The organism is Nocardia sp. NPDC056611 (assembly GCF_042792755.1).
GTDB lineage: Bacteria > Actinomycetota > Actinomycetes > Mycobacteriales > Mycobacteriaceae > Nocardia.
Window position 1 is genome coordinate 824,256 of the sequence record NZ_JBHTVV010000004.1, and the last position, 12,510, is coordinate 836,765.

14 protein-coding genes are annotated in these 12,510 nt (G+C 69.3%); 5 read left to right on the forward strand and 9 right to left on the reverse strand.

Going from position 1 to position 12,510, the window contains the following annotated elements:
* The first annotated feature begins 41 nt into the window (after window positions 1-41).
* On the forward strand, window positions 42-506 hold the full coding sequence (locus ACFRAQ_RS25140) for a glutathione peroxidase (RefSeq protein ID WP_379103795.1): 465 nt from the start codon (window positions 42-44) through the stop codon (window positions 504-506).
* Here the strand turns inward: ACFRAQ_RS25140 and ACFRAQ_RS25145 are convergent.
* Both ACFRAQ_RS25145 and ACFRAQ_RS25150 read right to left on the reverse strand, forming a co-directional pair.
* Window positions 503-1,870, reverse strand: a complete 1,368-nt coding sequence (locus ACFRAQ_RS25145; RefSeq protein ID WP_379103572.1) for a cytochrome P450 — start codon at window positions 1,868-1,870, stop codon at window positions 503-505. The genes ACFRAQ_RS25140 and ACFRAQ_RS25145 overlap by 4 nt on opposite strands.
* Before the next feature lie 99 nt (window positions 1,871-1,969).
* Window positions 1,970-2,533, reverse strand: coding sequence for a TetR/AcrR family transcriptional regulator (locus ACFRAQ_RS25150; RefSeq protein ID WP_379103797.1), 564 nt, complete (start codon window positions 2,531-2,533; stop codon window positions 1,970-1,972).
* 119 nt (window positions 2,534-2,652) lie between these two features.
* Between ACFRAQ_RS25150 and ACFRAQ_RS25155 the strand changes: the two genes are divergently transcribed.
* Window positions 2,653-3,066 carry a hypothetical protein gene (locus tag ACFRAQ_RS25155; RefSeq protein WP_379103574.1) on the forward strand — a complete coding sequence of 138 codons (414 nt, stop codon included), beginning with the start codon at window positions 2,653-2,655 and terminating at the stop codon, window positions 3,064-3,066.
* Here the strand turns inward: ACFRAQ_RS25155 and ACFRAQ_RS25160 are convergent.
* The 7 genes from ACFRAQ_RS25160 to ACFRAQ_RS25190 form a co-directional block, all read right to left on the reverse strand.
* Window positions 3,063-4,091 carry a hypothetical protein gene (locus ACFRAQ_RS25160; protein WP_379103576.1) on the reverse strand — a complete coding sequence of 343 codons (1,029 nt, stop codon included), beginning with the start codon at window positions 4,089-4,091 and terminating at the stop codon, window positions 3,063-3,065. The genes ACFRAQ_RS25155 and ACFRAQ_RS25160 overlap by 4 nt on opposite strands.
* A gap of 68 nt (window positions 4,092-4,159) precedes the next feature.
* Window positions 4,160-5,026, reverse strand: a complete 867-nt coding sequence (locus ACFRAQ_RS25165; RefSeq protein WP_379103578.1) for an LLM class F420-dependent oxidoreductase — start codon at window positions 5,024-5,026, stop codon at window positions 4,160-4,162.
* A 15-nt stretch (window positions 5,027-5,041) separates the two neighbouring features.
* Complete coding sequence (locus ACFRAQ_RS25170) at window positions 5,042-6,514, reverse strand: FAD-dependent oxidoreductase (RefSeq protein WP_379103580.1); 1,473 nt, start codon at window positions 6,512-6,514, stop codon at window positions 5,042-5,044.
* 33 nt (window positions 6,515-6,547) lie between these two features.
* Window positions 6,548-6,922 (reverse strand): carboxymuconolactone decarboxylase family protein, encoded by a 375-nt coding sequence (locus ACFRAQ_RS25175; protein ID WP_379103582.1) that lies wholly within the window; start codon window positions 6,920-6,922, stop codon window positions 6,548-6,550.
* Window positions 6,919-7,797 carry an NAD(P)-dependent oxidoreductase gene (locus ACFRAQ_RS25180; RefSeq protein WP_379103584.1) on the reverse strand — a complete coding sequence of 293 codons (879 nt, stop codon included), beginning with the start codon at window positions 7,795-7,797 and terminating at the stop codon, window positions 6,919-6,921. The genes ACFRAQ_RS25175 and ACFRAQ_RS25180 overlap by 4 nt, the downstream gene beginning before the upstream one ends.
* Window positions 7,794-8,546, reverse strand: coding sequence for an SDR family oxidoreductase (locus ACFRAQ_RS25185; protein ID WP_357275517.1), 753 nt, complete (start codon window positions 8,544-8,546; stop codon window positions 7,794-7,796). Before ACFRAQ_RS25185 ends, ACFRAQ_RS25180 begins: the two co-directional genes overlap by 4 nt.
* An 11-nt stretch (window positions 8,547-8,557) precedes the next feature.
* Window positions 8,558-10,030, reverse strand: a complete 1,473-nt coding sequence (locus ACFRAQ_RS25190; protein ID WP_379103588.1) for an aldehyde dehydrogenase — start codon at window positions 10,028-10,030, stop codon at window positions 8,558-8,560.
* Window positions 10,031-10,262: 232 nt separating this feature from the next.
* On the opposite strand from ACFRAQ_RS25190, the gene ACFRAQ_RS25195 reads away from it, so the two are divergent.
* From ACFRAQ_RS25195 to ACFRAQ_RS25205, 3 genes are read left to right on the forward strand one after another with little or no spacing between them, the layout of a single operon-like run.
* Window positions 10,263-11,468, forward strand: coding sequence for a cytochrome P450 (locus tag ACFRAQ_RS25195; protein ID WP_379103590.1), 1,206 nt, complete (start codon window positions 10,263-10,265; stop codon window positions 11,466-11,468).
* Complete coding sequence (locus ACFRAQ_RS25200; protein WP_379103592.1) at window positions 11,469-12,263, forward strand: SDR family oxidoreductase; 795 nt, start codon at window positions 11,469-11,471, stop codon at window positions 12,261-12,263.
* Window positions 12,264-12,265: 2 nt separating this feature from the next.
* Window positions 12,266-12,484: a ferredoxin gene (locus ACFRAQ_RS25205; RefSeq protein WP_379103594.1), complete on the forward strand. Its 219-nt coding sequence runs from the start codon at window positions 12,266-12,268 to the stop codon at window positions 12,482-12,484.
* The last annotated feature ends 26 nt before the right edge of the window (window positions 12,485-12,510 follow it).

A 12,510-nucleotide genomic window follows, 5' to 3' on the forward strand; every position in this document is an offset into this window, starting at 1 on the left:
TTCTAGAATTCGGGCTTGTGACCAATCTTCGCGAGATTCCGCTGCGCACCCTGACCGACAAGCCCACCTCGCTGGCCGAGCTGGCCGACGACCAGATCGTGCTGCTGGTCAATGTCGCCTCCAAGTGCGGGCTCACCCCGCAGTACTCGGGCCTGGTCGAACTCCAGCAGACCTACGGGTCGCGCGGGTTCACCGTGGTCGGCGTGCCGTGCAACCAGTTCATGGGCCAGGAGCCGGGCACCGCCGAGGAGATCGCCGAGTTCTGCTCGGCGACCTACGGCGTGGACTTCCCGCTGCTGGAGAAGAGCGACGTGAACGGCGACGGCCGCATCCCGCTGTACCAGGCGCTGACCCAGGTCGCCGACGCCGACGGCGCTGCCGGGGACATCCAGTGGAACTTCGAGAAGTTCCTGATCGGCCGGGACGGCTCGGTGCTGGGCCGTTTCCGCCCGCGCACCGAGCCCAAGGACGCGGCGATCGTCGCCGCGATCGAGGCCGCGCTCTAGTCGGCCTGGGACGGCCGGGCGCGGCGCCGGTAGCGGACCGCGCACGGCTGTTCCAGCTGGACCACCATCTTGGAGTGGTCGTTGCGGTAGCTGTCGGACGGCTGTGCCAGTTCGAACTCCCAGTCCCGCAACAGGATCGAGAAGATCGCCTTCAGCTGCATGAGCGCGAACGCCGCGCCCACACAACGGTGCCGGCCCGCGCCGAACGGGATCCAGTTCCAGCGGTTGGCCAGATCCTCCTGATTCGGGTCCAGGTAGCGGCCCGGATCGAAATGCTCCGGATCCGGGAACGCCTCCGGAATCCGGTTGGAGACAGCGGGACTCGCCGCCACCAGGTCGCCCGGATCGATGCGGTGGCCGCACACCTCGAACTCCTCGCGCGCCACCCGCATCAGGATGATGAGCGGCGGGTGCAGGCGCAGCGCCTCCTTCAGCACCGCCTCCAGATTCGGAATCTGGCGCAGCGCATGGAAACTCACGTCCGCGCCGTCGGCGTAGAGGGTGTCCAGTTCGGTGACCACCTGACCGAGCACCTCCGGGTGCCGGAGCAGTTCGATGATGGTCCAGGCGGCCGTGCCCGAGGTGGTGTGGTGCCCGGCGAACATCATGGAGATGAAGATGCCGGTGACCTCGCTGGCGGAGAACCGGGGCTGACCCCGCTCGTCGCGCACCGACACCAGCACGTCGAGCATGTCCCGATCGTCCTTGCCGGTCGGCGGATTCGCCATCCGCCCGGCCATGATGTGGCGCACCAGCTTCACGAGCTGGTGACGGGCCTCGTCACGGCGGCGGAAGCTCTCGATATCGGCGTACGGGTCGACGTAGCAGTAGGCGTCGGTACCGCGCTCGAGCTCGTGGTAGAGGTGCGCGAAGCGGTCGTCGAGCTCCTCGCGGAACTTGGTGCCGATCAGGCAGGCCGAGGACGTGTAGATGGTGAGTTCGGCGAAGAATTCGAGCAGGTCGATCTCGCCCTCGTCGCCCCAGCGGGCCAGCATGCGCTCCACCTCGCGGGCGATGGTGGTGGCGTGCCCGCGCATCTGCTCGGCGCGCAGGGCGGTGTTGTGCAGCATTTCCTTGCGCCGCTCGGGTGGGGCGTCGAAGACCACGCCCTCGCCGAAGATCGGCTTCATGAACGGATACGCCGCGGCTTGATCGAGTTCATCGTCGCCGGCGCGGAAGAAGAACTCGTTGGCCTGCGCGCCGGTCAGCAGGATGACATCGCGATCCGCCAATCGGAACGAGCCGATATCACCGCATTCGCTCCGAACCCGGGCCATGAGGGCGATGGGATCGGTGCGGAATTCCTCCAAGTGGCCGTGCTCGTGCTCGCCACCGGATACCGCGCGCGGTTTGACCTGGGTCATCTGTGACCTCCCGGGTAGACACCTGTCCAGACGGTACTACGGAAGGGATTGCACGGCAAGGGATCCCGCGGATTCCCGCGCGAAATCGAAATGGTTATTTCAGGGCCGCAGGATGCGCAGCGCGGATTTCTCCATGCGCTCGGCAATTTCGGCGTAGGACGCGTAACCCATGCCCGCGCGCACCAGCGCGCCCGCGTAGATCATTTCGAGCGTCTCGATGAGTTCGGGATCGGAGTCGGAGCCCAGTGCGTCGATCAACCGCCGCCGGATCTCGCCGCCGATCCGCAGCCGCAGATGCGCGACATCGGGATCGACACCCAGCAGCGCGGCCGTCACGGCGCCCGCGAGCGTGGGCTCGTCGGCCATCAGCATGGCGATCTGCCGCAGCACGGCCAGCACCCGGGCGGTGGAGTCGATGCCCTCCCCGGCGGGTGCGTCCGTGGCGGCGAGCCGCCGCCAGAACATCTCCGCGACCAGGTGTTCCTTCGAGGAGAAATACGTGTACGCGGTCGCCGTGCCGACCCCGGCCTGCGCCGCGACCATCCGTACGGTCAGCCCGGCGAACCCCTCCCGGGACAGCACGTCCATGGCCGCCCGGGTGAGCTTGTCCACGGTGTCGGCCTGCTTCTCGGTGAGCCGCCGGCGGGTGGCCTCCATGCTCACCGCTGAGCGGTCGGAAAGGGGATCAGACACGTGTCCGGATGCTACTATGACTCGGGCCGCCGAGCAACTCGCGGTATGCGTGATCGGTATGAATGAGACCGCACCGGAAAGGCTTTCGAATGCTCCCCGCCGCGCTCTCCGCCATCCCGCGCGAATTGCCCGCACTCATCGAGCAAATCGCCGCCACGCTGCCCTCGGACGAGGCCGCCGCATTGTCCGAGGCCGCCCGCACCTATGCGGGCACAGGCGCGATCCTGGAGATCACCGCGGGCCCTGGCGATGCCGCCGATGCCTACGCCGCCGCCGTCCGGGAATGGCGCACCCCGCTGCGCCTGCTGCTGATCACCGGCTCCGACTCCGCTGCCGCCGAACGCGCCTACGACGACTGGTCCCACTGGGTGGCGGGCGGCGGCCTGCTGGCACTGCGCGCCGCGGACGAGCTCTACCGCCGCGCCGAGGCCACCGGCAAGTTCCGCACCCTCGCCGCCGCCGGAACCCTGCGCATCCTGCAGCGCATCGCCGCCTGCAACTAGCGGCTCGCCGCCATGTCGGCATTCAGCGCGCGAATGTAGGCGATCGCGAAGTCCGGGAACAATTCCCGCGGGTACGCGCCGCCGTCCAGGCCCCGCAGTTCGACCACCCCGTCCTCGATGCGGACACCGCTGATCCATTCGTACCGGATGCGGGTTCGGCGGCTGCCCAGGTGAATATCGGCCGCGTCCGGCCCGAAGCGCGCCGCGAAGCCGGTGCCCGGCGGGAATTGGTGCGCCATTTCCCTTTCCCGCCGATTCCGGTCCGCGGTGTAGGTCAGGGAGAACGCGACGGCCAGCAGCAGGATGCCCGCGGCCGCGAGCGGAATCGGCCCCGACCCGCGGATCAGATACAGCGTGATCAGGTAGATCGACGAGAGCCCGGCGAAGATGATCGCCCGCCGCACCCGGAATCTGTGCGCCGGAACCTGGACCAGCCGGCTCGTGTCTCCGGGCCGCACGACGTAGACGGCCGACGGATCGGCCAGCGGCGGAATCGGACTCGGCGGTTCGACCGGGTGGGTATCCGCCGTCATGAGTTCGAGTGCGCTGTCGGGGAACAGCTCTCGCGGATAGGTGTGGTACTGCTGACCCTCGCCGAAGGCGACCGCCGCGGGCGTGACCTCCAGGTCGCGGATGCCGTCGTAGCGGACCCGGCGGTGGGTGTCCGCGCCCACCTGGATATCGAACGCGGCCGGCCCGAACCGGGTCGCCATCACCGTGCCGGGCGCGGCCATGGCCGAGAACAGGGCCAATGTCCGCGCGGGATCGGAATTCCAGCGCCGCCGGTACATCCCGACCAGCGCCGCGCAGATCGCCAGCCCGATCAGCAGGCCGCTGAGCGACCACAGCGAGTACAGCACGATCGCCGTGATCACCCAGCGCAGCGCGTTGCGCCGTCGTCGCCGGGAGTGCTGCCGCACCCAGGCCAGCGCCGACTCGGCCAGCGCCCGCGCGGTGTCCTCGTGCGTGATGAACACCGCGGTCGGGTCGGGCAGGCCGGGCATCGGCGGCAAGGGTTCGAACACGGCTCGAGCGTACGATTCTCGCCGCCGTACCGAATCCGCAGGTGAATCGGCCATGGCGGCCGATCCGGTCAGGCGGACGGCGTGTTCAGACCCATCGGGGCGAGCTTGGCGGCCAGCCGGTCCAGGTAGGCGAGCACCTCGTCCTCGGACTTGTCGGGCAGACCGTAGACGGCGTCGGTGACCCCGGCGTCGGCCCAGGCCGCGAGCTGGTCGGCGTCCGGCTTGCCGGCCAGCGCCACCACACGCGGGGCGCCCTCGCGGCCCGCCTCCTGCCAGTGCTTCAGCAGCAGGGCGGTGGAGGCGGAGATGTCGGACTCGTACGGCGTGGTGATCCAGCCGTCGCCGGAACGGGCGATCCACTTGAAGGTCTTCTCGGTGCCGCCCGCGCCGATCAGCAGCGGAATGTGCGACTGAACCGGTTTGGGCCAGGCCCAGCTGGGGCCGAAGGAGATGAAATCGCCGCTGTAGGAGGCTTCTTCCTCGGTCCAGAGGGTCCGCATCGCCTCCATGTACTCGCGCAGCACGGTGCGGCGCTTGTTGCCGGGGACGCCGTGGTCGGTGAGTTCGTCGGTGTTCCAGCCGAATCCGGCGCCGATGGTGACCCGGCCGCCGGAGAGGTGGTCCAGGGTGGCGATGGTCTTGGCGAGAGTGATCGGGTCGCTCTCGGTGGGCAGCGCCACCGCGGTGGACAACTCGATGCGGGAGGTGACGGCGGCCGCGGTGCCCAGCGCGACCCACGGGTCGAGGGTGCGGGTGTAGCGGTCGTCGGGCAGTTCGCTGGTGCCCGTGTGCGGGTGGGCGGCGTCGCGCCGGATCGGGATGTGAGTGTGCTCGGGCACGTAGAACGAGTCGAAACCGCGGTCCTCGGCGGCCTTGGCGGCGGCCGCGGGCGTGATGCCGCGGTCGCTGGTGAAGAGAACGATGCCGAAACGCATGGGGGAGAACTCCTTTCAGAGCTGCTTGGCGGCGGAGACGCCGGCGCGGCGGCCGAAGAAGCTGCCGTCGCCGAGGGAACAGCCGGAGGCGTATCCGCCGGCGCAGATGCCGGAGGTGACGCGACCCGCGGCGTACAGGCCGGGAATCGGTTCGCCGGAGACGTGCAGGACCCGCGAGTCCAGATCGGTGCGCAGGCCGCCGAGTGTGAAGCCGCCGGTGTAGCCGCGCAGGTCGTAGGCGCCGAGCGGCGTCCGGATGGGCTTGACCCATTCGGTCTTCTTGTTCTGGAACGGGTCGTCGCCCTGCGCGGCGTGGTGGTTGTAGAGGTCGATGGTCGACTGGAGGGTGTGCTCCGGCAGCCCCATCTCGCCTTCCAGCTCCGCGACGGTCTCGGCGACCCAGGTCGGCGCGATGCGCAGGAACGACATGGACGACTTGGTCTCCATGGCCTCCTCCAGCGCGAGCTCGTCGATCACCAGGTACGCCTTGTTGTCCTGATCCTGCAGCACGGCCTGACCCATGCGCCCGGGGTAGGTGTCCTCGGTGATGAACCGCTGCCCGTGCCCGTTCACCAGGATGCCGCGTGCCACCAGCTGCGGGTCCACCACCAGGGCCACCTCGGTGGCGTCCATGTGGGCGAGGTCCGCGCCGAGCGCCTGCGCCACCCGGATGCCGATGCCGTCGTGCTCCTCGACCGTGGCGGCCGGGCGGCCGGCGATCTTGGGCGCGAACTGTTCCACCATCTCGTGGTTGTAGGCGAAGCTGCCGGTGGCCAGCACCACGCCGCGCTCGGCACGCACGTGCACCGGCTTGCCGTAGCGGGTGGCGGCCACGCCGACCACGCGGCCGGTCTCGTCCACGATGAGCCGCCGCATCCGCACGTCGTACTCGTGCCGCACGCCGAGCTCGTCGGCCTTCTGGGCGAGCGGCTCCATCAGCATGTAGCCGCCGCCCTTCTCACCCAGCTTCTTGTCCTTGGTCCAGGCCAGGTGACCGCGCGGAGCGGGCGGGATCTTGTCCTTGAAGGGGGCGGCGTTCTCGCCGCCGGAGAACATCAGGCCCTCGTCGGCGGGCGGCTCGTAGCCGGGTTCGCCCCAGAACACCTCGTTGAACGGGACACCCTGCGCGACAAGCCAATCGAAGTGCTCGACACTGCCCTGGCAGTAGTCGTGGATCTTGGCCTTGTCGACGCCGGGGCCCAGGGCCGCGGTGAGGAACGCCTCCATGTTCTCGGCGGTGTCGTCGAAGCCCAGTTTCCGCTGGAGCGCCGTGCCACCGCCGAGATAGATGAAGCCGCCGGACATGGCGGCCGCGCCGCCCCAGCCGCCGGTGCGTTCCAGCACCAGGACATCGGCCCCGGAGCGGGCGGCCTCGAGGGACGCGCACACCCCGGCGATGCCGAAGCCGACGACCACGACGTCGGCCTGGTAGTCCCAGGTCTCGACCTCATCGGCCAGAAGCGGGCTGACGCTTGCGGTTTCCGCCATTGTCTCTGTATTCCTCACTGCGGGTTGGGATTACTACTTCTTCTTGTCTTTGGCGAGCGTCTTGCGCACGGCGCCGTCGAGTTTGGTCGCGCTGGGCCAGCCCACGTAGTGGGCGAGGAACACCGTGATCTCGCGCAGCTGATCGGCGTCGAGCTCGCCATTGCGCAGGGCCGCGCCCACCTGGATCTCGAGGATGTCGGCATGCCCCTGCGCGGTGATCGCGCCGAGCAGCAACAGGCGCTGGTCCCGCATGGAGAGGCCGGGCCGGTTCCAGATATCCGCGAAGAGATGATCCGCGGTGACCTCGAAGAACGGGTCGCCGGAGAAGTTCGGCAGGTCGAAGCCGTACACCTCCGACATCTTCTTCAGGCCCTGCTGCCGCTGTTCGGACATCTGCTCGTCGCTCATTTCTGCTCCTTCGCAAGGGATCCGGGCCCCACGCCGAGTCCGTCTCCCAAGTTGTGCAAGGCCTGCCGCGCCAGCGGTAGGTCGAGATCCAACCGGCCCGCCAGATCCAAGGCCAAGGACAGGTCCTTCTCACCGAGATCGCGCACATGCCCGAGGATGGGGAACCAGAAGTCGTCCGCCTCGACCGGTGCGGTGGTCTTGCGCAGCATGATCGCGCCGGGCCCGCCGGTGCGCGAGTCGGAATGCCGGACCACCTTGCCGAGGGCGGCGATATCCAGTCCCGCGGCCTCGGCCAGCCGCTGCGCCTCCGCCGCCGCGGTGAAGGCGACGAAGTGGAGCAGGTTGCGCGCCAGCTTCATGCGCGTGCCCGCGCCGACCTCGCCGGCATGGATGACCAGCGATCCGAACCGCCCGAAGGGCTCGCGCACCGCTTCGAAGGCGGCGGGACTGCCGCCCACCATGACCGCGAGCGCGCCCTGCTGCGCGGCGGGCGCCCCGCCGCTGATCGGCGCGTCCACGAATTCGACACCGTGCGAGGCGCATTCGGCGCCGAGTTCCACGGCGGTCCGATCGGAGATGGTGGAGTGCACCGCGATCACGGTGCCGGGCTTCGCGGTCCGGAGCAGACCGTCCGGGCCGGTCACCACCGTGCGCACCTGCGCGTCGTCGAGGACGACGACCGAGATGACCCCGCACCGCTCGGCCACGTCCGCGGCGGTCGCGGCGGCGGTCGCCCCCGCGTCGGTGAACGGCAGCAGCGCGTCGGCCCGCATATCGCAGACCACGAGCCCGCCCGGCCATTCGACCAGCCGCTGCGCCATCGGCGCACCCATATTGCCGAGTCCGATGAACCCGACCGAGATGTCCGCGCTCATGGCCGGAACACCTGCCCGCCATCGACATTCAGCACCTGACCGGTGACCCAGCCCGCGTCGTCGGACAGCAGGTACAGGCAGGCCCCGACCATGTCCTCGGTAGTGCCGAGCCGCTTGAGCGCCATCTGCTTCACCAGCTGATCCACGAACTGCTCGGGCACGATGCTGCGGGTGGCCTCGGTGTCGGTGGGTCCCGGCGCGATGGCGTTCACCCGAATCCTGGAGTGCCCCAGCTCGTGTGCCAGCTGCTGGGTGAGGCTGTTGATCCCGGCCTTGGCCAGCCCGTAGAAGCCGGAGTAGGTCCAGGCGGCGGTGGACGACTGGTTCACGATGGACCCGCCGCCCGCCTTGGCGATGTGTTTGTAGACCGCGCGCGTCACGTTCAGCGCGCCGTCGAGGTTCACGGCCATGAACTTCTTGTAGTAGTCCCACGGCACGGACACCAGCAGGTCGAGCTTCATGTCGCCGTAGATGGCGGCATTGTTGACCAGGTGGTTGATGCCGCCGAACTCGGCGACGGTGAAATCGGCCAGGGCCTTGGCGGATTCCGGATCGGCGACGTCGACCGGCGCGAAGACCGCGACGCCGCCGTCGGCGGTGATCTCCTTGGCGGTCGCCTCGCCCAGTTCGCTGTTCAGGTCGGCGACGACGACTTTCGCTCCCTCGGCGGCCAGCGCCTTCGCGTAGGCCGCCCCGATGCCGCGCGCGGCGCCGGTGACGATGATCGATCTGTCGGTGAATCGGCTCATGTCGGTACTCCTCAGACGCCGGTCGCGATGAGTTTGGTCTCGGTGTATTCCTCGAATCCGAGGACGCCCATTTCCCGGCCCACGCCGGACTGCTTGTAGCCGCCGAAGGGCGCGTCGGCCGAATACCAGATGCCGCCGTTGACGCTGAGCGTCCCGGTGCGCACACCGTTCACGACCTCGCGCAGCCGCTCGGGATCGCTGCCCCACACCGTGCCGGACAGGCCGTACGGTGAGTCGTTGGCGATGCGGACGGCATCGGCGTCACCGTCGTGTGGGATGACGGTGAGGACGGGCCCGAAGATCTCCTCCTGGGCCACGGTGGAACTGTTGGGCAGGCCCGTGATCAGCGTCGGCTCGACGAACCAGCCGTTCGCCCGGTCGGGCCGCTTGCCGCCGGTGACGATGGTGCCGCCCTCGGCGCGCGCGATGTCGAGATAGCGCTCGATCCGCGCCCGCTGCCGTTCGGAAATGACGGGGCCGCACACGGTTCCGGGCTTGGCCGGATCGCCCGGTTTGATGCCCGCCATGGTGCGGGCGGCGGCTTCGACGGCCTGATCGTGCAGTTCGCGCGGCACCAGCAGGCGGGTGCTGATCGCACAGCCTTGGCCCGCGTGCACGCACACGCCGAACGCCGCGTAACTGGCGGCGGCCGCGATGTCCGCGTCATCCAGCACGATGAACGCCGACTTGCCGCCCAGCTCCAGGAACACCTTCTTCAAAGACGCTGCCGCCGCGGTCATCACGGCCTTACCGGTCTGGGTGGACCCGGTGAACGAGATCATGTCCACCCGCGGATCGGTGACCAGCTGCGCGCCCAGGCCGTGATCGTCGGAGGTGACGATATTGACCACCCCGGCCGGAATGCCGGTCTCCTCGGCGATGATCCGGCCCACGGCCGCCGCGCACCACGGGGTGTCGGGCGCGGGCTTGAGCACCACGGTGTTTCCCGCCGCGAGGGCCGGGCCCAGCTTGGCGAAGTTGATCTGGTGCGGGAAGTTCCAGGGCGTGATCGCCCCGACCACGCCGATGGGTTCGCGCCGCAGCCGGCGCGAGCTCTTGATCCCCATGGGCGCGGCGACCCCGAGATCGGTTTCCCACGCGTAGTTCTCGGCCAGATCGGCGAAGTAGCCGAGATCCCCGACCGGTCCCTCCAGCTGTGGTCCGCTGGTGAGCATGCGGGGCGCGCCCGCCTCGGCGATGGTGATCTCGCGCAGTTCCTCGATGTGCCCGCGCAGGGCGTCGCGCAGCTGCCGGAGGCAGGCCGCGCGGAACGCCGGATCGCGGGACCAGTCGGTGGTGTCGAAGGCGGTGCGGGCCGCGGCGATGGCCGCGTCCATATCGGCGGAGTCGGCGTTGGCGGCATAGCCGAGGGGTTCCCCGGTGGCCGGGTCGGCGGTGGTGAACACACCGCCGCCGCCGGGCGTCAGCTTGCCGCCGATCAGCAGGTGCGAACCGCCGTCGGGGACGAGATCGCTCGGGCTCATAGGTAGCTCCCATGCTGTCCGGACACGTGTACGGACTATAGGTTCGCGGCTCGGAAACGCGCAAGAACAGGTTTCAGTTTCTGCGGTCCGGCCGATTTTCTTCGCGGGATTCCGTTGTGAGGTGATCCCGTCGCTAGTACCGTACAGACACATGTCCAGCTACGTGTCTCCGTTGCTGGAAAACGTTCGTCAGAGCCGATGAACGAGTTATCGAATACGAGGTGGACCCACCATGACCGCAGCCTCGCTGGAGCCGCTGCTGTTCGACCCCTACGACTACCGCATCCACGAGGACCCCTATCCCGTGTACCAGCGGTTGCGCACCGAGGCCCCGGTGTACCACCACCCCGAGCTGGACTTCTGGGCGCTCTCGCGGCACGGGGACGTGGCGGCCGGCTTCCGGGACAACGTGCGCCTGTCCAGTGCCAACGGGGTCTCGCTCGACCCCGCCGCCTGGGGGCCGCACGCCTGGCGAACCATGTCGTTCCTGGCTATGGACGACCCCCGGCATCTGCGCCTGCGCAAGCTCGTCTACCAGGGATTCACACCCCGGCGGGTGACCGAGATGGGCGCGCGGATCCGCGAGATCACCCTGCGCTACCTCGAACCCGCGCTGGCCGGCGGCGATTTCGACTGGATCGACGCGGTCGCGGGCCAGGTCCCGATGGACGTCATCTCCGAACTGCTCGGCGTGCCCGAAGCCGATCGCGCCGAACTCCGGCGGCTGGCCGACCTCCTGGTGCATCGTGAGGAGGGCGTGCTGGACGTGCCGGTCGCGGCCATGGAGGCGGCCATGAAACTCGCGGGCTACTACAACGAGATCCTCGCCGAACGGAAGCGCAAACGCGCCGACGACCTCACCTCGGCCCTGCTCGACGCCGAGGCCGACGGGGACCGGCTGACCGAGGAGGAGATCCTCGGCTTCATGTTCCTCATGGTGGTCGCGGGCAACGAGACCACCACCAAACTGCTCGGCAACGCCCTGTACTGGGCGGGCCGCAATCCCGAGCAGTACGCCAAGGTCGCCGCCCACCCCGAACTCGTCGAGGACTGGGTCGAGGAGACCCTGCGCTACGACGCCTCCAGCCAGATCCTGGCGCGCACCGCCGCCGAGGACCTCGAGTACTACGGGCAGACCATTCCCGCGGGCTCGAAGGTGCTGCTGCTCATCGGATCCGCCAATCGCGACGACGCCGTCTTCCACGACCCGGACCGCTACGACCTCGAACGCGGCGACAAGGGCGGGCTGATCAGCTTCGGCCGCGGCGTGCATTTCTGCCTCGGCGCGCACCTGGCGCGACTGGAGGCGTCGATCGTGTTGCGCGAGTTCGCCGCTCGCGTCCGTTCGTACGGCGTCGCCGACACCGGTATCCAGCGCGTGCATTCGGTGAATGTGCGCGGTTTCGCCCACTTGCCCGTCTCCGTGGAGGTTCGCTGAATGGCCCGCTTCGCACCGCATCCCGCCCGCCGCCCCGCCATCGTCGCGGGCGCGTCCTCCGGAATCGGGGCCGCCACCGCGGAAGCCCTTGCCGCGCTGGGGCACCCGGTCGCGCTGGGTGCGCGCCGGGTGGAGATTTGCGAAACCCTCGCCGAGAAGATCCGCGCCGAGGGCGGGGAAGCCTTCGCCGGACGGCTCGACGTCTGCGACACCGCCTCGGTGAACGAGTTCGTCACCGCCGCCGAGGCGGTCCTCGGGCCCACCGAGGTCCTGGTCTCCGGCGCGGGCGACCTCGAATTCGGACAGGGCTGGGAGATGGATCCCGACCTGTTCGAATCCCAGGTGCGGGTGCACCTGGTCGGCGCGCAACGCCTCGCGCACCGGGTGCTGCCCGGCATGATCGAGCGGCAGCGCGGCGACTTCGTGGTCATCGGCTCCGACTGCGCCGTGCGGGCCCGGCCCGGCGCGGGCGCGTACAACGCCGCCAAGACCGGCGTCGAGGCCTTCGCCACCCAGCTGCGCATGGAACTGGAGGGCACCGGGGTGCGCTCGTCCATCGTGCGTCCGGGCCAGACCCTCACCGGCATGGGCATGCAGGCCACCCCGGAAGTGGTGGGTCCGCTGCTGGAGAACTGGGTGAAATGGGGATTCGCCCGGCACCCGCAGTTCCTGCGGCCCGCCGATCTCGCGGCGGCCGTGTCCGCGGTCGTGTCCACCCCGCGCGGCGCACACCTGGTGCTGGTGGAGGTCCAGCCGGAAGCGCCACTGCGCGAACCGAATCCGGAAGGACCCTGACCATGCGCCTGGTCGTCGATCTCGACCTCTGCCAGGGCCACGCCGTCTGCCAGGACGAGGCCCCCGACCTCTTCGAGGTGCCCAGACAGGGACAGGTGCGGATCCTGCGCGCCGACCCCGGCACCGACCTGGACGCGGCCCGCGCCGCCGTCCGCTACTGCCCGACCCAGGCCCTGTCGCTCGTAGACGACAGCGCTGTCGAAGGAAGGAGACAGCCGTGAGCTGGTCCCGCGACGAACTCGACGAG